The 19,145-nt window shown below is 65.3% G+C and carries 14 protein-coding genes and 1 riboswitch; of the genes, 6 read left to right on the plus strand and 8 right to left on the minus strand.

Features of this window, described 5'->3' with window-relative positions; genetic code table 11:
- The first annotated feature begins 33 nt into the window (after nt 1-33).
- On the plus strand, nt 34-4,971 hold the full coding sequence (locus L2D01_10800) for an NAD-glutamate dehydrogenase (GenBank protein ID WBQ09385.1): 4,938 nt from the start codon (nt 34-36) through the stop codon (nt 4,969-4,971).
- On the opposite strand, the gene L2D01_10805 is transcribed toward L2D01_10800, so the two are convergent.
- The 5 genes from L2D01_10805 to L2D01_10825 all read right to left on the minus strand — a co-directional run bounded on the left by L2D01_10805 (nt 4,968) and on the right by L2D01_10825 (nt 10,261).
- Entirely contained in the window at nt 4,968-5,720 is a 753-nt protein-coding gene (locus L2D01_10805; protein WBQ09386.1) for an ABC transporter ATP-binding protein, read from the minus strand. The genes L2D01_10800 and L2D01_10805 overlap by 4 nt on opposite strands.
- Nucleotides 5,717-6,706: an iron ABC transporter permease gene (locus L2D01_10810; protein ID WBQ09387.1), complete on the minus strand. Its 990-nt coding sequence runs from the start codon at nt 6,704-6,706 to the stop codon at nt 5,717-5,719. The genes L2D01_10805 and L2D01_10810 overlap by 4 nt, the downstream gene beginning before the upstream one ends.
- Complete coding sequence (locus L2D01_10815) at nt 6,703-7,542, minus strand: ABC transporter substrate-binding protein (GenBank protein WBQ09388.1); 840 nt, start codon at nt 7,540-7,542, stop codon at nt 6,703-6,705. The genes L2D01_10810 and L2D01_10815 overlap by 4 nt, the downstream gene beginning before the upstream one ends.
- Before the next feature lie 10 nt (nt 7,543-7,552).
- Nucleotides 7,553-9,388, minus strand: coding sequence for a TonB-dependent receptor (locus L2D01_10820; protein WBQ09389.1), 1,836 nt, complete (start codon nt 9,386-9,388; stop codon nt 7,553-7,555).
- Nucleotides 9,389-9,564: 176 nt separating this feature from the next.
- A riboswitch (cobalamin riboswitch) is annotated at nt 9,565-9,774 on the minus strand.
- A gap of 43 nt (nt 9,775-9,817) precedes the next feature.
- Nucleotides 9,818-10,261, minus strand: coding sequence for a DUF6265 family protein (locus tag L2D01_10825; GenBank protein ID WBQ09390.1), 444 nt, complete (start codon nt 10,259-10,261; stop codon nt 9,818-9,820).
- Between the two features lie 231 nt (nt 10,262-10,492).
- On the opposite strand from L2D01_10825, the gene mdh reads away from it, so the two are divergent.
- The 3 genes from mdh to L2D01_10840 all read left to right on the plus strand — a co-directional run bounded on the left by mdh (nt 10,493) and on the right by L2D01_10840 (nt 13,208).
- Entirely contained in the window at nt 10,493-11,461 is a 969-nt protein-coding gene (gene mdh, locus L2D01_10830; protein WBQ09391.1) for a malate dehydrogenase, read from the plus strand.
- Nucleotides 11,462-11,513: 52 nt separating this feature from the next.
- Nucleotides 11,514-12,542 carry an aspartate-semialdehyde dehydrogenase gene (locus tag L2D01_10835; protein WBQ09392.1) on the plus strand — a complete coding sequence of 343 codons (1,029 nt, stop codon included), beginning with the start codon at nt 11,514-11,516 and terminating at the stop codon, nt 12,540-12,542.
- A 78-nt stretch (nt 12,543-12,620) separates the two neighbouring features.
- A complete protein-coding gene (locus L2D01_10840) occupies nt 12,621-13,208 on the plus strand; it encodes a hypothetical protein (protein WBQ09393.1) in 588 nt (195 codons plus the stop codon).
- Nucleotides 13,209-13,407: 199 nt separating this feature from the next.
- On the opposite strand, the gene rpiA (L2D01_10845) is transcribed toward L2D01_10840, so the two are convergent.
- Nucleotides 13,408-13,950, minus strand: coding sequence for a ribose-5-phosphate isomerase RpiA (gene rpiA / locus L2D01_10845; protein WBQ09394.1), 543 nt, complete (start codon nt 13,948-13,950; stop codon nt 13,408-13,410).
- Nucleotides 13,951-14,150: 200 nt separating this feature from the next.
- Between rpiA (L2D01_10845) and rpiA (L2D01_10850) the strand changes: the two genes are divergently transcribed.
- Nucleotides 14,151-14,888 carry a ribose 5-phosphate isomerase A gene (gene rpiA, locus L2D01_10850; GenBank protein ID WBQ09395.1) on the plus strand — a complete coding sequence of 246 codons (738 nt, stop codon included), beginning with the start codon at nt 14,151-14,153 and terminating at the stop codon, nt 14,886-14,888.
- Here the strand turns inward: rpiA (L2D01_10850) and L2D01_10855 are convergent.
- Nucleotides 14,885-15,595, minus strand: coding sequence for a hypothetical protein (locus L2D01_10855; protein ID WBQ09396.1), 711 nt, complete (start codon nt 15,593-15,595; stop codon nt 14,885-14,887). The two genes, rpiA (L2D01_10850) and L2D01_10855, sit on opposite strands and share 4 nt — an antisense overlap.
- A gap of 529 nt (nt 15,596-16,124) precedes the next feature.
- On the opposite strand from L2D01_10855, the gene L2D01_10860 reads away from it, so the two are divergent.
- Nucleotides 16,125-17,302 (plus strand): IS3 family transposase gene (locus tag L2D01_10860; protein WBQ09397.1). Its coding sequence is split into 2 segments (ribosomal slippage): nt 16,125-16,374 and nt 16,374-17,302, totalling 1,179 coding nucleotides; the frame shifts between segments, so codons are not numbered across the junction.
- 365 nt (nt 17,303-17,667) lie between these two features.
- Here L2D01_10860 and L2D01_10865 read toward each other — a convergent pair.
- Nucleotides 17,668-19,143 (minus strand): NAD-dependent succinate-semialdehyde dehydrogenase, encoded by a 1,476-nt coding sequence (locus tag L2D01_10865; GenBank protein ID WBQ09398.1) that lies wholly within the window; start codon nt 19,141-19,143, stop codon nt 17,668-17,670.
- Nucleotides 19,144-19,145 lie beyond the last annotated feature (2 nt).

The raw sequence follows: 19,145 nt of genomic DNA on the forward strand, positions 1-19,145 counted from the left end.
CGCGCGCGCCGCGCCATTGCGGAGCCACCGGTCATGAACGCTGTCATCAGCGTCGCCTATGCGTTCGATCAAGACACCTTCCTCAAAGCCGGACGCGCGTTGTTCAAGGCGCGGCTCAAGGCCTGCGGGCCCGACGCGGAAAGCTATCTGCAGCAGGTGTGGAGCGACGCGCTGGCCGACGACATGGCCGGACTGACCATGGACGACGCCCTCGCCCTGGCCGCCGAATTCTGGGAGTACGCCGCCGCCCGGCCGGGCGAGAAAATCAAGGTGCGCGTGCGCCGGGCCAACGGCGCTGACGGGCGCGAGCTGGATCGCGACGTGCTCGAAGTGATCGGTCAGGACCGGCCTTTCCTGGTTGATTCGGTCATGGGCGAGATCGCGGTTTTGGGTCTCGACGTGCTGGCCATGTTCCACCCCATCGTCAAAGTGCACCGTGACGGCAATGCCGACCGGGTCGAGGCGGGCGATCGGGCCATCACCGAATCCATGATCCAGGTCCATGTCGACCGGATGTCGGCCGAAGCGCGCGCCAGGCTGGAACAGGAAGTCACGGCGACCCTGGCCGATGTGCGCGATGCGGTGGATGACTGGAAGGGCATGCTCGCCCAGATGGACGAGGTGATCGGCCATATCGAGACCGCGCCCACCAATGCGCCCAAGGAAGAGCTGGACGAGGCGCTGGCCTTCCTGCGCTGGCTGCGGGCGGGTCAGTTCACTTTCCTGGGCTGCCGCGACTATCGCTATATCGTCGGCGCGGACGGCAAGCTGGAGCGCAAGGAGCCCGATATCGTCGACGGCTCCGGCCTGGGCGTGCTGCGCGATCCCGACCGCAACGTGCTGCGCTCCACCGCCGAGCCGCTGCTGCTGAGCCCGGCCATCGAGGCGTATCTGCGCGCGCCATCGCCGGTGATCGTGGCCAAGGCCAATATGAAAAGCCGCGTCCACCGGCGCGTCTACATGGATTATATCGGCGTCAAACGCTATCGCGAGGACGGTTCGGTGATCGGGGAAACCCGGTTTGTCGGCCTGTTCACCTCCGACGCCTATGACCAGATGGCGCGCGAAGTGCCGCTGATCCGGCGCAAGGTGCGCCGGGTGATAGAGCGCTCGGGCAAGCAGCCCGGCTCGCACTCCTACAAAAAGCTCCAGAACATCGTGGAGACCTATCCGCGCGACGAGCTGTTCCAGACCGAGGAGAACGATCTCCTGCAGCTGGCGCTGGGGATTCTCCATCTCTATGACCGGCCGCGCACCAAGCTGTTCATGCGCCGCGACCAGTTCGACCGCTTCGTCTCCTGCCTGCTGTTCGTGCCGCGCGAGCGCTATAACTCGAAAGTGCGCGAGCTGGCCGGCGAACTCATCCGCGAGGCGTTCAACGGGCGGCTCTCGGCCTTCTACCCCAATTTCGGCGATGGCCCGCTGGCCCGGGTCCATTTCATCGTCGGGCTCAACCCGTTCAACCACCCCGAACCCGATCCGGCCGAGCTGGAGCGCCGGATCGCCGCGCTGGCGCGCACTTGGGAGGACGAGCTGAACGCCGCCGCGCGCGCCGCCGTGGACACCGCCCTGCGCCGCGCTGTGCTGACTTATGTGGACGGGTTCTCCGCCGGCTATCGCGAGCGCTTCACGCCGGATGACGCGCTGGCGGATGTGCGGCGCATGGAGACGGTGAGCGGGTATCAGCCATTGGCTGCGCGCGCCTACGCCGCGCCGGGCGATGGCCCGGGCCGGCTGCGCGTCAAGCTGTACCGCCATGGCGAGCAGATCGCCCTGTCTGAGGTCCTGCCGGTGCTGGAAAATCTCGGCCTGCATGTGCAGGCAGAGGCCGGCTTCCCGGTGCGCCGTCAGGGCGCGGATGGCGCAGGCGAGACGATCTGGGTGCACGAGTTCGAAGCCCGCATGGCTGCAAGCACGGCCAGGGACGTCGCCAGCGTGGCGGACGCCTTCGAAGACGCCTTGCTCGCCGTATTGTCGGGCCAGGGCGAGGATGACGGGTTCAACAAGCTGGTGCTGGCTATCGGCGTCACCTGGCGCCAGGCGGCATTCCTGCGCACCTGCGCGCGCTATCGCCAGCAATCGGGTCTCGATCCGTCACAGACTCTGCAGGAAGAGGCTTTCGCGGCCAATCCGGAGATTGCGCTGGGCCTGTTGCGTCTGGCCGAGACACGCTTTGATCCGGCGCTGGATCTGGACATGAAGACGCGCGAGTCCCATGCCAAGGCTATCGCCGCCGACATCCGCACCCGTCTGGACGCCGTCGAGAGCCTGGACCATGACCGCGCTCTGCGCCGGATCCTGCGCCTGATCGAGGCGGTGCTGCGCACCAATTTCTACCAGACTTGCGCCGATGGTTCGCCCAAGCCCTGGATCTCGCTCAAAATCGCCAGCCGCAAGCTGCGCGACCTGCCGGCGCCCAAGCCCTATCGCGAGATTTTCGTGTGGAGCCCTCGCGTCGAGGGCGTGCATTTGCGCTTCGGCCCGGTGGCGCGCGGCGGCCTGCGCTGGTCCGATCGGCGCGAGGATTTCCGCACCGAGGTGCTGGGTCTGGTCAAGGCCCAGCAGGTGAAGAACGCCGTCATCGTGCCGGTGGGCTCCAAGGGCGGGTTCTACGCCAAGCAGCTGCCCGACCGCTCCGACCGCGAAGCCTGGCTGGCCGAAGGTCAGGAAGCCTACAAGGTCTACCTGCGCGGCCTGCTCGATATCACCGACAATCTGGCTGAGGACGCGGTGAAGCGCCCCGAAAACGTCGTGTGCTGGGATGGCGAAGACCCGTATCTCGTGGTCGCCGCCGACAAGGGCACGGCCACCTTCTCTGACATGGCCAATGGCGTGGCCCAGAGCGAGTATGATTTCTGGCTCGGCGACGCCTTCGCGTCGGGCGGATCGGCGGGTTATGACCACAAGAAGATGGGCATCACCGCGCGCGGCGCCTGGGTGTCGGTGCAGCGCCATTTCCGCGAAATGGGCAAGGATATCCAGACCGAGCCCTTCACCGTCATCGGCGTGGGCGACATGTCCGGCGACGTGTTCGGCAATGGCATGCTGCTGTCGAAGACGATCAAGCTGCTGGCTGCGTTTGACCACCGCGACATCTTTATCGACCCCGATCCGGCCGACATGGACGCCGCCTGGAATGAGCGCAACCGCCTGTTCCAGCTGCCGCGTTCCAGCTGGCAGGATTATGACAAAAGCCTGATCTCCAAAGGCGGCGGCGTGTTCCCGCGCAGCGCCAAGGCGATCCCGCTGAGCGATGAAATCCGCGCCCTGACCGGGCTGGAGGGCAAGACCGCTGCGCCCAACGATCTGATGCGCGCCCTGCTCAAGGCCGAGGTGGAACTGATCTGGTTTGGCGGCATCGGGACCTACATGAAAGCCAGTCACGAACAGGACTGGGAGGTGGGCGACCGGGCCAATGATCCGCTGCGCATCAACGGCAACGAGATGAACGCCGCCGTCATCGGCGAAGGCGCCAATCTGGGCGTCACCCAGGCCGCGCGCATCGAGTACGCGCGCCATGGCGGCCGCTGCAATGCCGACTTCGTGGACAATTCGGCCGGGGTCGACAGCTCCGACCATGAGGTCAATATCAAGATCTTGCTCAACCCCATGGTCCGCGACGGCCAGATGGACATCCCGGCGCGCAATGTGTTGCTGGAATCCATGACCGATGCGGTCGCCGAGCACGTGCTGCAGCACAATTATGATCAGAGCCTGGCGCTGACCATCGCGCGCGAACACGCCGCCGAAGACATCGACGCCCACGAGCGCCTGATGGACCGTCTGGAGAAAGCCGGCCAGCTTGACCGCAAGGTGGAGGGCCTGCCCGCCGCCGAACAATTGCGCGAGCTGAAGGAGCAGGGCCTGGGCCTGACCCGGCCCGAGATCGCGGTGCTGGCCAGCTATGCCAAGATCACGCTCTTTGACGCGCTGGTGGCGTCCAGCGCGCCGGATGATCCGCATTTCTCCGGCATGCTGGTCACCTACTTCCCCGATCATCTCGCCAGTCATGCCGAGGCCATGCACGGCCACAGGCTGAAGCGCGAAATCATCGCCACGCGTCTGGCCAATGACATGGTCAATCTGGGCGGGCCGACCTTCCTGTCGCGCGCCATCGAGAGCACCGGGGCGAATGTGGACGCCATCGCCCGCGCCTTCGAGGCGGGCCGGCGGATATTCCGCTTCAAGGACTTCACCGACCGCATCAATGCGCTGGACAACAAGGCCCCCGCCAGCGTCCAGACCGCCCTGCATGACGAGGTGATCCGCCTCCTGCGCCGCCAGACTTACTGGCTCGCCCGCCGGGCCATGGGCCGAGACGCGGCGCCCATCGCCGAGGTCATCGCCGCCTACCAGCCCGGCGTGGACGCGCTCAAGACGCTGGTGGACACGGTCGTCTCGCCTCACGACGCCGATGGCATCGCCAGCCGCATGCAGGCCTATGTGGACCAGGGCGCGCCGGTGGACCTAGCGTCCGACGTGGCGCGGCTCAAACCGCTCACCTCCTCGTCCGACGTCATCGATCTGGCGCGCGAATCCGCCTGGCCGCTGGCGGCGGCCGCCGCGCTCTATCACGCGGTCGGCGCGCGTTTCCGCTTTGATGTTCTGCGCGGGGCGGGCGGGCAGCTGTCCTCCAGCCTGCACTGGGACCGGCTGGCCATGCGCCGCCTGATTGAGGACCTCTACGCCAGCCAGTACGCGCTCACCACGCAGGTTTCGGCCTATGCCGCCAAAGCCGGCGGGGCGCTGGCGGCCGGGGTGGAGAACCCCGACCGCGACTGGGCCGTGCATTTGGTGGAAAGCTGGACCTCCCAGCACAGCGCCGAGGTGGACCGGGCCGACCGGACGCTGGAGGAGCTGGGAAGCTCGGGTGTTTGGGCGCTGTCAAAAGTGGCCATCGCCTCCACCCAGCTGCGCGAGCTGGCGGGGTGTCAGACCGCAAACCAGACGGCAAGCTGGCCGGAAAGCTAAACCGGCTCGTAACCGCCCTGCGGGCGACGGCGCACGCCGAACACGCCCGCCAGAAGCTCTTCGCTGAGCGCTGCGGCGGGCGCGGCGTCGGCGGCGACGCGGCCCTGATTGAGCACGATCACCCGGTCAGCCCAGCGCGCCGCGGCGTCGAGATCGTGCAGCGCCGCGATCACCGCCGCGCCCCGGTCCGCTTCGGCGCGCAGCACGGCCATGGCCTCATGCTGGTGGCGCAAATCCAGCGCATTGGCTGGTTCATCCACCGCCAGCACCGGCGCCCGGGCGGCAAGAGCACGAGCCAGATGCGCGCGCGCCTGCTCCCCGCCGGACAGGGCGTCCAGTGGCCGGTCCGCCAGCGCCGCCGCGCCCGCCCGCTCAAGCGCGTCATCCACGATGGCGCGGTCCTCCTCAGCCAGCCGCTCATAGGGCGCGCCCGACCAGGCGAAGCGCCCCAGCGCAGCCAGATCCTTCACCCTTATCGCCCACGCGCTGGACCGGTCCTGCGCCAGCCACGCCGCGCGCCGTCCGCGCTCGGACGGCGACAGCGACTGCACTGGGTCACCGCCCAGCCGGGCCTCGCCCGCGCTCAAGGGGACGAGCCCGAGCAGAGCGCGAATAGCCGTCGACTTGCCCGCGCCATTGGGACCGGTCAGCGCCACGAACTCGCCCGGCTCAATACTGAACGAAACTCCATCCAGCGCCGGACGCCCGGCCAGCACGACGCTGGCGTTGATCAGGGCGGCGGCGCTCATCGGCCAATGCTCGCGCTGCGCGCCGCGATCCAGATAAAGGCCGGGGCGCCGATCAAGGCCGCGGCGACGCCCAGCTTAAGTTCCTGCGTGAATGGCGCGAGCCGGATCGCCAGGTCCGCCAGCGCCAGCAACGCCCCGGCGGCCAGTGCGCTCGGCAAGATGAGATCGCCCGGATCATGGCGCACAAGCGGGCGCACCAGATGCGGCGCGACAATGCCGACAAAGCCGATCATCCCCGCCACCGCCACCGCCCCGCCGGTGAGGAGCGCGCTGGCCAGGATCGCCAGCAGGCGGGTGCGCGACACGTTCGCGCCCAGGCTCAGCGCCGTGTCCTCGCCCAGCGTCAGGGCGCGCAGGCCCGGCAGGGCCAGCGCCGCCAGAGCGGCGCCAACGATCCAGAACGGCGCGGCCAGCGCCAGATCGGTGAAGGAGCGGTTGGCCACCGAACCCAGCAGCCAGTTAACCAGATCACTCAAGGTGAAGGGCGTGGGCGCCAGATTCATCGCCAGCGCGCTCAAGGCGCCGGCAAAGCTCGACAGGCCGACCCCCGCCAATATGAGCTGCACCACCGACAGGCGCGCGGCGGCGAGGCCGGCCAGGATCGCTGCGGCCAGCGCGGCAAAGGCGATGGCCATGAGGGGAACCGCGAAAGCGCTGATGGCGGCGAGACCAAACCAGATCGCGATCACCGCGCCCAGCGCCGCCATGGCGCTAACCCCCAGCACGCCGGGATCGGCCAGCGGATTGCGCAAGAGACCCTGCAACAGCGCGCCCGACGCCCCCAATGCCGCGCCGGTCAGAAACGCCGCCAGCACGCGCGGCAGGCGGATTTCCTGAACAATCAGGCGGGCCCCCTCCGGCCCGGCGCCCACAAGCCCGGCCAGCGTGTCGGCAAAGCTCAGAGGCGCGCTGCCCGCCATGAGACCGGCGAGGATCGCGGCGAGACCGGCGAGCGCCAGCAATGCGTTGAGCTGAAGTCGGGTCATGAGTCCGGTCCCAGCAGGATATTGGTTTCTTCACGCAGGATGCGCGCGGCTGTCGCCAGACCCCAGTCGCTGCACCCGATCAGCGCCCCGTCCAGATGGATGGCCGGCGTGTGCGCAAGCAAATCCGTGAGCACGCGGTGGCGCGTCAGGCTCCACTGGTCGGCGAGAATATCGGGCTGGTTGAAGAAGCCGGTGATGATCAGCTCGGGCGGGTCGAGCACCAGCGTCTCCAGCGGCACGCTGACCCAGCCGCTCGCCCCGTCTGCGGCCGCCGCATTCTCCAGCCCCGCCGCCTCGATCATGGCGTGGATCAGCGTGCCGGACCCCGACGTCACCCCGCCCGGGGTCAGATACAGGGCGCGGGCGCGCACGCCGGGGGCGGCGGCTGCGTCGAGATCGGCCTGCATGGCCGCGATCAGCTCAGCGGCGCGCGCGTCCTGACCCAGCGCGTCACCGGCGCGGGCGATGGTGGCGGCGATGTCGGCAAAGCTGCGCGGGAAGCCCAGATCATGCACCTCAAGCCCGGTGCGCGCGTAGAAAGCCTGCGCCCGCACCCCGCCGCCAAAGCTGCGCACGATCAGGTCCGGCGCCAGCGCCAGCACGTCCTCGGCGCTGTCACGCACCCGGGGCAGGCCCGCCGCCCTGGCCCGCAATGCCGAGTGGGCGTCATCGGGGCCGGTGGCGATGGCGGCGATCTGGTCACGGTCCGCCAGCGCCAGCGCATACTGGTCGGCGCAATAATCCAGCGATACGACGCGCGGACGCTCCGCCCCGCCGGCAAGACCGGCGAGACAAGCGACGGCCAGAGCCGCCAGAGCGCCCGCGCGCAACATCATGGCGTCACCCTCATCGCGACAACCTGACCCCGGCCCAGGCCGAGCGGCCCGGCGTGCCATAGCCGAAGACCTGCTGGTAGTGACGGTCCAGAAGGTTCTCCACCCAGCCATACACCTGCAGGCGCGAGGTCAGCTGGTAGTGGGCGTTCAGGTCAAGCCGCGTCCAGGCGGGAACCGTGCCATTGGCGTCGAATTCCTCGCTGTTATAGCGGCCCGACACGGTCGCGCCCCAGCGGTCCGACTCATAGCTCAGCGCCGCATCAGCGGTATGGCGCGGCAGGCGCGCGAGCCGCGCTCCGGTCCCGTCCTCAGCCTCCAGCCAGGCATAGCTGGCGCTGACGCTCCACTGATCGGACAGCGCTGCGCGCGCCGCCAGCTCTGCCCCGTACGTATCGGCGCGCGCAATATTCTCATACCCGCCAGCGGCAAAGGAGAAGTCTATGAGGTCGGTGATGTCCTGGGCAAACCAGGTGGCTTCGAGCATGATCCGCCCGCCCGCCAGCGTGACGTCGGCGCCGATATCATAGCCGATGCTCTCTTCGGCCCTCAGGTCTGCATTCGGGGCCGTGGCGCCGCAACAGAAGAAACTGGTCTGGAAAATGCTCGGCGCCCGGAAACCGGTCCCGGCATTGGCGCGCAGACGCACCGCCTCCGATACCTGGGCGGAGGCGCCGACACGGCCCGTGGTCGCCCCGCCATAGCGGTCGGATTCGTCCCGGCGCACGCCCGCCGACAGCACCATGCCGGCGGCGGGCCGCAGCTCGGCCAGCACGAACACGCCTTCCTGGCGCGAGCTGACGCCATCGGCTTGCGACCGCTCCAGATCCAGCCCCGCCGCCAGCCTGTGGCCAGCCTCTAGCGTCCAGGCGCCGTCCACGCGGGCAATGGTGCGCTCGCCGCGCGCGCTGAAGGGGAAGGCGCTGAACACATCGCGCTCGATATCGCTATAGCCGATCAGCGCCTGAGCGGTGATGGCGTCGCCGGCGAAGCTGTTGGACCACCGCAAGGAGGCTGACCGATCGCGCGTCTTGTCAAAATCATCGCTGTCGATGACGCCCGTGGGCAGGCCGAACCCGTCATACTCGGTGCGCGCGCGGGTCTGGCGCGCAGCCAGGTCCAGCGCCCCGGCGCCGCCCAGCTCCAGCCGGCCGCTGGCGTGCAGGGTCAGGGCGTCATAGCCGTCCCGCTCGGTATTGCCGTCGCGCTCATCGGCCTTGGAAATGCCGCCGGTGTTGAACGTGCTGGCGCCGATGCGCAGCGCGCCCGCGTCACCAGACGCCTCGAACGCCGCACCGGCGCGCACCGTGTCGAACGATCCGGCTTCGGCGAACCCGCTGACGCCCGTCCCCGGCGCCGCGCGCCGCGTCTGGATCGAGACCACCCCGCCAATGGCGTCCGATCCCCAGATCACCGACTGGGCGCCGCGCAGAATCTCGATGCGCTCCACCGCGTCCGGGTCCAGCGCCGCGAAATTATAGGCGCCGCCGGGCGACGTCGCGTCATTGACCGGCACGCCATCGACCAGCACCAGCGTCTGGCCGCCCGAGGCGCCGCGAATGCGCACCGCCGACGCGCCGCCAAAGGCGCCGCTCTGATTGATGGTCACGCCCGGCGCCGCGGCCAGCGCATCGACCACGAACGCCGCCCGGTCCAGCTCGGCCCGGCCGATCAGCGTGATCGCGGCGGCGCTTTCGCTGACCAGGGCGGGCAGGCGCACCGCCGTGACTTCAATCACGTCGGCAGGGTTGGAGGTTTCGGTTCCGGTTTCTGTTTCGGTGGCCGTGTCAGCCGCCGCCGCGCTGTGCGCCAGCGCCAGGGCCGCAAGGCCCGCTAAAGTGAAACTCATCTCGGTTTCGTCCCGGTGATGCGCAGGCCATCCGGGGGTGAGCGCCCCGCCGCCTGCGTCTTTTCAAACACCGCGCCCCGGGACGGACGCAAGGACGCCGGCCCGGCGCTCACGCGCCTTTACGGTGTCGTTTCACGCGGGATAAACCCTCGCCGGCCATGGTGTTTGCCCGCACCCGGTCCGCACGACGCGACGGCAGGTCTCCTGGCTTGCAGATCATCGCGCGTCCGCCGCCTTCCCGAAGCCTTGCGGCCCAGTGGCGATACTGGCGGACGCCCTCCCTGCTCACAGTTGCGGGTACAGCCCCGGACCTGAAGGCTCTAAAGCCCTCTCACCGGTGTTCCCTTTTCACCCGCTCGCGCGGGACCGTCACCTCCATCCCTACGCCCGCGATGCCGGGCGGGTCAAGATCGGCGGGGGACGCAGCGCCTAGTCCTGACGCGTCCAGCTCCAGCTGAAGGTGCGTTCGCGATCCATAGTGGAGATAGTCGCGGTCAGAGTGTCGCCCGCGCGCGCGTATTCGATGCGCTGGGGGAAATCATGGTCCGGGTTTTCAAACACGGCGCGCTCGCCGTCCTGCGCCACCAGGCCGAAGCGCACGGGCGCCCGCCCGCCCGGCTGGGCGAAATAGGCCGCGTCCTCGCCGGTGGTGATGTAAAGAAACTCAAAGCTCACCGCCCGGCCGTCGCGGATGGTGCGGCCCATCCCGGTCATCAGCCCGCCTTCGGGCGCCATCCAGATTTCTTCGGAGATGCGGTCGTCATTCTCGCTGCGCCAGTGACCGGCGAGCCAGCCAAACGCCGGCTCATCGGCCAGGGCGGGCGAGGCCATACCGGTCAGCGCAAGACAAAGGGCGATCAGGGTGGCGCGCATGGGCGGGACTCCGTCTGGAAACGCCTTTCACATTGCATCCGGAGCCCGGCGCGGCGCAAGACGGCGGGGCCTTGCTTGGCCAGGACCCTCGCGTCGGGTCTGGCGGCGCTGCGCCCTCCTCGCCCAGCACCCCCGATTGCCTTCGCCCGCGTCCGGCGCTAGACCCGTGCGCGATATTTGTGCGCCTGCGAAACACGGGCGCGGCAGCTCAATTTCCGGAGATCGACCCACATGGCTCGCAAAAAGATCGCCCTTATCGGCGCCGGCATGATCGGCGGCACGCTCGCCCATATTTGCGCCCGCGAGGAGCTGGGCGATGTGGTGCTGATGGACCTCGCTGAAGGCGTGGCCAGGGGCAAGGCGCTCGATCTCGATCAGGCAAGCGCGGTGTTCGGCAAGGACAGCCATCTCACCGGCGGCTCGGTGGAGGATTACGCGCCCATCGCCGGGGCTGATGTGTGCATCGTCACCGCCGGCGTGCCGCGCAAGCCGGGCATGAGCCGCGATGATCTTCTGGGCATCAATCTGAAAGTCATGAAATCGGTGGGCGCGGGCATCAAGGCCCATGCGCCGGACGCCTTCGTGATATGTATCACCAACCCGCTGGACGCCATGGTCTGGGCCCTGCGCGAGTTCTCCGGCCTGCCCCACGAGAAGGTGGTGGGGATGGCCGGCGTGCTGGATTCGGCGCGCTTCCGCTGGTTCCTGGCCGAAGAGTTCGGCGTCTCGGTCGAAGACGTCACGGCCTTCGTCATGGGCGGCCATGGCGACACCATGGTGCCGCTGACGCGCTATTCCACCGTGGCCGGCATCCCGGTGCCGGACCTCATCAAGATGGGCTGGACCACGCAGGACAAGATCGACGCCATCGTGGCGCGCACCCGCTCGGGCGGCGGCGAGATCGTGCAGCTTCTGGGCACCGGCTCGGCCTTCTACGCCCCGGCTGAAAGCGCCGTGGCCATGGCCAAATCCTATCTCAACGACAAAAAGCGCGTCCTGCCCTGCGCCGCGCACCTGACCGGCCAGTTCGGCGTGGACGGCATGTATGTCGGCGTGCCCATCGTGATCGGCGCAGGCGGCGTGGAAAAAGTGGTCGAGATCAGCCTCAACGCCGAAGAACAGGCCATGTTCGACCACTCCGTCGCCTCGGTGAAGGGCCTGGTCGACGCCTGCAAGGGCATAGATCCGAGCCTGGCCTGATCGCTTTAGCCCCCCGTCGCGGGGGTTGCACCCGCACCAAGGACATTGGCCCATGCCCCTCAATATCGCCGTTCTGGGCGCCACCGGCGCGGTTGGCGCGGAAATGCTCACCATTCTGGCCGAGCGTCTGTTCCCGGCCGGCGAGGTCCATGCGCTGGCCAGCCGCAAATCCATGGGGCGCGAGCTGTCCTATGGCGACAAGACGCTGAAAGTGAAGGACGCCGACAATTTTGATTATTCCACCGTCGACCTGGTGCTGATGAGCGCGGGCGGCGATGTGTCGAAAGTCATGGCGCCGAAAATCGCCGCGGCCGGCGCGCTGGTGATCGACAATTCCTCAGCCTGGCGCATGGATCCGGACGTGCCGCTGGTGGTGCCGGAGGTGAACCCGCAAGTGCTGGCGGCGCGCCCGAAGAAGAACATCATCGCCAATCCCAATTGCTCGACCATCCAGACCGTGGTGGCGCTCAAACCCATCCATGATCTGGCCGGGATCGTGCGCGCCAGCGTGGCGACCTATCAGTCAGTGTCTGGCGCGGGCAAGGAGGGCATGGACGAGCTGTGGACCCAGACGCGCGGCATTTTCGTCAATGACGAGGTCACACCCGAGCACTTCCCCAAGCAGATCGCCTTCAACGTGATTCCCAAAATCGACGACTTCATGGAGGACGGCGCCACGAAGGAAGAGTGGAAGATGATGGTCGAGACCAAGAAAATCCTCGATCCGAAAATCCGCCTCTTCGCCACCTGCGCGCGCGTGCCGGTCTTTGTCGGCCATTGCGTCGCCGCCCATCTGGAGCTCGAACGCCCCTTGAGCGCAGCCAAGGCCCGCAGCGTGCTGCGCGAGGCGCCCGGCCTGATGGTCATCGACCGCGCCGATGATGACGACCCGCAATTCATCACCCCGGTGGAGAGCGTGGGCGAGTTCGCCACCTTCGTCAGCCGCATCCGCACTGACCCCACGGTGGAAAACGGCCTGGCCATGTGGATCGTCGCCGACAATCTGCGCAAGGGCGCAGCCCTCAACGCGGTCCAGATCGCCGAGGTCTGCGTCAATGCCGGCTGGCTGAAGGGCCGGTAGGCGCGGCGGCCTCTTTTCGCGATTGCCCAGCCCGCACGGGCGTCCTAGGCTCGCGCATCGCGCGAATGGAGGCGCTTCATGCTGGCCGCTTTGATGCTTTTGATTGCGGGCGCCGATGCCAGCGCGTGCGAGATCCGTTTCAATCCAGGCGAACGCCACCCCCAGGCGGTCTGCGCCGATGCCGGCGCCCAGGCTGCCCTCGCCTCGCGCCTGTCGGGTATCAACCTGCCGCGCGATCTGCAGGGCGCGCCGCCTGTCGCGGCGGCGCTGACGCCTGACGAGGCTGGCGGCTGGCGCATCCCGACGCAGGTTCTCGCCGGTCCGCCGCCTCAGCCAGCCTTTGAGGCTATCGAGCGCGGCTGGCATCCGGCCGCCTGCGCCGTAGCGGGCGATGTCGGATCGGACGGACGGGCGTCCAATGTGCGCGTCGCCTGCGCGTTCGGCACGCCACCCGGCGAAATGAGCGAACGGCATGTGCAGCTGGCCAACAGATATTATGATCGCGCCATGACCAATTGGCTCCGCGCCCAGGCCCTCCTGCCCGGCGATGACGGCGCGTGCTTCTCCACCCTTCTGGTGATTGTGATCAACGACTTCACCTGGACCGAAGCGCTTGAAAACGGCTGGGCCGAGGAGCCCGACCCGGCGGCGCTCTGCGCACGCTGACGGGGGAGTGAAGGCCTAAATTCCATGCTTTCCCGGCCGACCGAAGGGAGTGCCGGGACCCATCCACTGATCATTCCCACCCGCAATGCGGTTGAGACTTCCAGGGATGGATCCCGGATCGGCTGCGCCGTCCGGGAAGGCAGTTTTGGGCTTGGTTCCCTATCACCTGCCGCGAGCGCTGGACTGGCTGCGCCCCCCCCTAAATCTCCAGCACCTGCGCGCCGTCTTCCTCGCCGACGATCACCGTGCGGGCCAGGCCAATGAACAGGCCGTGCTCCACCACGCCGGGGATGGCGACGAGGCGCCGCGCGGCGCCTTCGGGGTCGGGCAGTTCGCCGCAGGCGCAGTCCAGAATGTAGTGGCCGCCATCGGTGACGAAGGGCTCCAGCCCGTCGCCGCGGCGGCGCAGGGCGACATCGCAGCGCGGCGCGCCCGACGCGCGCAGGGCGTCGAAGACTTTCTTGGCAGTGATGGTGAAGCCGAACGGATCCACCTCCACCGGCAGCGGGAACGCGCCCAGGCTTTCGACCAGCTTGGTCTCGTCGATCACCACGACCATGCGGTCAGAGGCGTGGGCGATGATCTTTTCGCGTAACAGGCACCCGCCCCCGCCCTTGATCAGGCGGAAGCGACCGTCCACCTCGTCGGCCCCGTCCACGGTCAGATCGATGCGCACCGCCTGGTCCACCGGGATCAGCGGCACGCCGGCGGCCTTGGCCGCGCGCGCTGTTGTTTTGGACAATAAGATCCGTCATTTGCTGGCGTAATTTGAACGCACGATCATGCTGAGCGGGTTAGGAGAAGCCCGGCGTCTGACTGGCGACAGCTGCTCACGCGACCCGTAGAATATGCACCCAGCCATCCGCGCATAAGCCATTACCCCTTGCTCGATAGACGACTCCCGATATTAAGGTTTGCAATAGGATCAATTGGAGCCACGCCATGCTTGACCGTGACGCGGTCTTTAGTACCGAAGTCCCCCTGACAGAACAAGAAGAGAATTTAACGCGATTCTGGGGGAAGCCGATTTCGAATTATAGCGCGAAATGCGCTATAGCCGAATTTATTGCCAGCAACCTTTTTAAAGACGAAGTCATTGGAGCCGGCTCGGGCACGACATCATTTCTAACACTCGCAGCAATCGCGCAAAAGCAAGCGCGCTCGAAACAGAAAAACATATTCGTGCCAACATCTGATGAGATCACTTTGGCCTGTCGCTTCTTCGGGCTTCACCAAACCTCTCCACTTTCAATGAGCCCCGATTGGGGGTTTGATGGAGCCGATGAAATTGATCTCGAGGGATCTATGATTAAGGGCCGAGGCGGCGCCCTCGTGCTTGAAAAAATTATCATGTCTATGTCAAAGAAGACGCTGATCGTCGCTGACTCAAGTAAATTTCAGGAGAGGCTTGGAGCAACGTTTTCCGTTCCCGTCGAAATAATTCCAGATTCTTATTCACTAGTCAGAAGCCAACTTGAAAATGAAGGGATTAGTGAGTTCAAATTACGCGGCAATAGCAGGAGCGATGGACCAGCAGTGACCCGGTATGGGAACTGGACCATCGATGTCAGATTCGAGGCGCCGACGCGAGAAAGCCTACGCTATCTCAAACAAATCCCAGGGGTAATCGAGGCCGGACTCTTTTTTGACTATCCAATTGAAATAGTACGAGCGAACTAAAAGGTCTGCCCTTTGTCCTGCCTTGCGATCACAAACGACTGGTCAAAACGATCAATGAACGAGCGAATTAGTGCGCGGCCAGATTCTGTGTCTGACGTTGCGAAAAGCGGCTCGCCCACCTCGACGAAAGACCAAATAACAGGATTCGGTACATAATTTCCGAATATAACGCATCGTTCGTCGAAAACGACAAAATAGTCAGATGGGAGGCTAGCGTATCTTTCTACCGATACAAGTTCGAACAGGTGACGCTCCGTCATGGCTCTCCATTGCGCAATCATATGCTCGATATGATCAGCAAAGCCCACGAGAGATTCGAAACGAGACCATTGATCTGCTCGCGGATTCCACAACAAAATTTCAATGGACTTTGCTCTCAGACCAGCTCCTTCAAATATAGGTTGCAGCTTTCCAGTCGAAATTGCATAAATTCTTATCTTTTTAAAAACCTTGCCGGATTTCATTGCAGTGCTTACTGCTTCATTTAGATTTGATACGGCAAATGATCCTTGCTCGTTCCGGCTTCGTCTCAACTCCCAAGAATAGTACAGATTCGAAAGTGTCGATGCCGCAACCAAAGCCCCCAGCACACCTACGACCTGTATTATGTCAAATTCAATAAAGTTAGAAATTTGCTGAAAGAAAAGCAATATGATTGCTGTTGCCAAGATCAGCGCCAGCTCCAGTACTCGTAAAGCCTTAAGCATCTAATGACCACTCTCACAGATGGTTAGAGTCATTCTCATATCTCTTTCGACCCATTGCCTACCATGCATCTTAATCGTTAGATGCTCAAGGCCGCTGTCGAACTCAGCCGCGTCAAGCAGAGCTAGCGTTGAGTAACACTGATCGCGATGAATATCGGCATAATCTTGGCCCGACAAGACGCTCGAATCATCAATCAAAATATGACGAACCTTCTTGAATCCTGCGGTTTCGAGCGCATCTTGAAGCAACGGTGTACTTGGGTGCCGCTCGAGGTCGATCCTGCGAGCACGCGGAAAAAAAGCGTACCAATCTCGATCAATCAGTTGCTGATGCGACGATGTACGTATTGCGAAAATTCCACCAGGGCGAAGGATAGTCGCTGCCGACTTAGCAAGTTTATACACATCCTCAACCAAATGGATGCTTTCTGAACTCCATATAATGTCTGAGGGCTCCAAGTCAGCGAGTGACCCAGCCCCGTGAATTCCGGCCATTGAATGGTAGAGTCCATCGAGGAGAGGATGGACCATGCGAAAGAGCCGTTATTCGGAAGAGCAGATTATCGGCATGCTGCGCGAGCACGACGCCGGTGTGAGCACGAAGGAGGTCTGCCGCAAGTACGGCATCTCCGACGCAACCTTTTACAAATACAAGGCCAAGTTCGGCGGGATGTCGGTGTCCGATGCCCAGCGTCTGAAGGTGCTGGAGCTGGAGAACAGCCGGCTGAAGCGGCTTCTGGCCGATGCCATGCTGGACAATGCAGCACTGAAGGACATCGCAGCAAAAAACTTCTGACGCCCGACGTTAAGCGCCAGGCCGTGCACCACATGGTGACCCGGCACGGTCTGAGCGAACGTCGGGCCTGCGCCCTTGCAGAGCTGGACCGATCGACCTTCCAGTATCAGAAGCGCTCAAGCGACGATGACGTCTTGCGCACGCGCCTGCGAGATATCGCCGGCGAGCGTCGCCGGTTCGGCTATCGCCGGCTGGGCATACTGCTCGAGCGCGAGGGCCTTTATGCGAACCACAAGAAGATCTACCGGCTCTACCGAGAGGAAGGGCTGGCGGTCCGGCGGCGGCGTGGCCGCAAGCGGGCCGTGGGAACCCGGCGCCCGATCCTGTTGCCCGTGGCGGCGAACCATCGCTGGAGCCTGGACTTCGTCTCTGACGCGCTGTCAGACGGGCGGCGCTTCCGGACGCTATGCGTGGTCGACGACTTTACGCGGGAGGCCTTGGCCGTCGTGGTCGATACCTCGCTGTCTGGGATGCGCGTGGCCCGTGAGCTTGATCGTCTGATCGAGCAGCGAGGAACGCCGCGCATGATCGTGAGCGACAACGGCACCGAACTGACCAGTCACGCGCTTCTGCGCTGGCAGAAAGAGAGCGGCGTGGAATGGCACTATATCGCACCTGGAAAGCCTACCCAGAATGCCTTCGTGGAGAGCTTCAACGGTCGGTTCCGCGATGAGTGCCTGAACGAGCACCTGTTCTCGTCGCTACACGAAGCACGCGGCCTGATCGAGGCGTGGAGGATCGACTACAACACCCAGCGTCCGCACACCGCGCTTGGTGGGCTTGCGCCCTGTGTCTACGCCGAGCGAACCCGTCACCCCCGGCCCGGCTCGCTTGAGCTACGCGCAAGCTCCGCTCACCGGGCCTTGACCAACCACATCAACCCAGAAAGAAAGGCGAACAGACTCTACTAACTCACGGCCCGGATCAGGGGGCTGGGTCACGAGGTCTGAGAAATCAGCACGCAACGCCTTTATGGATAACGACTCATCCATGGCTGATTGCGTGAGTTGTTCGCACATGGCTTGGGACGCATCGAGGGCAATTACATGACCGCCTTCGCCCACCGCACGCGCGAAGGGCCTCGCAAACCGCCCAACGCCAGCGCCAAGATCAACAATGCGCTTGCTTTGTAAGGTCCGGTCAGGTGATGCATCTTCGAGCGCTGCGACGTATCGCGCGATCTGCTCATTCCTCAAATGCCTTGATCGATAAAATGCATCTACATATCCCGCACGCTCGAAGATGCTAGCGGCCTTTTGGGTGTTTTCGCCTCTGCTCATCTGTCCACGCCTCCCAACATGACGAATTTCAGCTCGGTGAATTCCTCCACACCCCATTTACCGCCCTCGCGGCCAATGCCCGATTCCTTCATCCCGCCAAAGGGTGTGGAGGGCGAGCCGACCATGGGCGCGTTGACGCCTACCATGCCGAACTCCAGCGCCTCGCTCATGCGGTGCACCCGGCCCACATCATTGGTGTAGAGATACGCGGCCAGCCCGTGGCGCGTGTCATTGGCCAGGCGGATCATCTCCGCCTCGTCAGCGGCGCGGTAGACCGTGGCCACGGGGCCGAAAATCTCGTTTGACGCCATGTCCAGCCCCTGATCGTCGCCCGCCTCGATCAGGGTCGGCGCGTAGAACGCCCCGCCCATCTTGGCCGACAAAGACTGGCCGCCGACCAGCACCTTGGCGCCGCGCGTGCGCGCATCCTCCACCAGGGCGGAGACGTGTTCGACGGCCTCTTCATGGATCAACGGGCCGACATTGGTGCGCTCGTCAAAGCCGGAGCCGACTTTCAGCTTCTCCACCCGGCGCTTGAGCGCCTTGATCAGGGCGTCGGCGATGGCGTCCTGGGCGATGATCCGGTTGGCCGACACGCAGGTCTGGCCCGCCGCACGGAACTTGCTGGCCATCACGCCATCGGCGGCGAGCTCCACATCGGCGTCGTCCATCACCAGAAAGGGCGCATTGCCGCCCAGCTCCAGCGAGACGCGCTTGATGCCGTCAGCGGCCTGACGCATCAACAGCTTGCCGACTTCCGTCGAGCCGGTGAAGCCGATCATGCGCACCGCCGGCGCGCCGGTCATGACCGGGCCCAGCACCTCGGCCTTGCCATTGATCACATTGAACACGCCCGCCGGGAAGCCGGCCCGCTTGGCAAGCTCGGCCAACGCCAACGCCGACAGCGGGGTTTCCGGCGCGGGCTTGACCACCACCGTGCAGCCCGCCGCCAGCGCCGGGGCGCATTTGCGGGTGATCATGGCGGAGGGGAAATTCCACGGCGTGATGCAGGCGACCACACCCACCGGCTGGCGCAGCGTCCAGCCGCGCGTGCCCGGCGCCTGGGTCGGCAGGGTCTCGCCATGCAGGCGCATGGCTTCTTCGGCTGACCAGCTCACGAAACCGGCGCCGTAGACCACCTCGCCGCGCGCTTCCTTATAGGGCTTGCCCATTTCAGCCGTGATGATGGCGCCCAGATCCGAGGCGTGCTCCACGATCAGCTCATGCCAACGCCGCACGATGCGGGCGCGCTCGAACACCGAGGTCTTCTTCCAAGTCTGGAAGGCGCGGGCCGCCGCGTCGATCGCCCGGTGCGCGCCGCCGGCGCCCACATCGGCCACCTTGGCCACCACCGAGCGGTCGGCGGGGTTGCGCACCTCGAAGCTGTCAGAGCTGTCCACCCAGCCGCCATCAATGAAAGAGGCGCTCTTGAGGAGGGTGGGATCGGTGAGGCGGCTTTTCAGATCGGTCATGC

This window comes from Hyphomonadaceae bacterium ML37 (assembly GCA_027627685.1).
GTDB lineage: Bacteria > Pseudomonadota > Alphaproteobacteria > Caulobacterales > Maricaulaceae > Oceanicaulis.

Excerpts from the sequence above, each read along its gene's own strand:
- L2D01_10805 (WBQ09386.1), bottom strand. The coding sequence starts at position 5,720 with ATGAGCGCCGCCGCCCTGATCAACGCCAGCGTCGTGCTGGCCGGGCGT.
- L2D01_10810 (WBQ09387.1), bottom strand. The coding sequence starts at position 6,706 with ATGACCCGACTTCAGCTCAACGCATTGCTGGCGCTCGCCGGTCTCGCC.
- L2D01_10855 (WBQ09396.1), bottom strand. The coding sequence starts at position 15,595 with ATGCTTAAGGCTTTACGAGTACTGGAGCTGGCGCTGATCTTGGCAACA.
- L2D01_10800 (WBQ09385.1), top strand. The coding sequence starts at position 34 with ATGAACGCTGTCATCAGCGTCGCCTATGCGTTCGATCAAGACACCTTC.
- L2D01_10840 (WBQ09393.1), top strand. The coding sequence starts at position 12,621 with ATGCTGGCCGCTTTGATGCTTTTGATTGCGGGCGCCGATGCCAGCGCG.
- rpiA (WBQ09395.1), top strand. The coding sequence starts at position 14,151 with ATGCTTGACCGTGACGCGGTCTTTAGTACCGAAGTCCCCCTGACAGAA.
- mdh (WBQ09391.1), top strand. The coding sequence starts at position 10,493 with ATGGCTCGCAAAAAGATCGCCCTTATCGGCGCCGGCATGATCGGCGGC.
- L2D01_10865 (WBQ09398.1), bottom strand. The coding sequence starts at position 19,143 with ATGACCGATCTGAAAAGCCGCCTCACCGATCCCACCCTCCTCAAGAGC.
- L2D01_10820 (WBQ09389.1), bottom strand. The coding sequence starts at position 9,388 with ATGAGTTTCACTTTAGCGGGCCTTGCGGCCCTGGCGCTGGCGCACAGC.
- L2D01_10825 (WBQ09390.1), bottom strand. The coding sequence starts at position 10,261 with ATGCGCGCCACCCTGATCGCCCTTTGTCTTGCGCTGACCGGTATGGCC.
- L2D01_10835 (WBQ09392.1), top strand. The coding sequence starts at position 11,514 with ATGCCCCTCAATATCGCCGTTCTGGGCGCCACCGGCGCGGTTGGCGCG.
- L2D01_10815 (WBQ09388.1), bottom strand. The coding sequence starts at position 7,542 with ATGATGTTGCGCGCGGGCGCTCTGGCGGCTCTGGCCGTCGCTTGTCTC.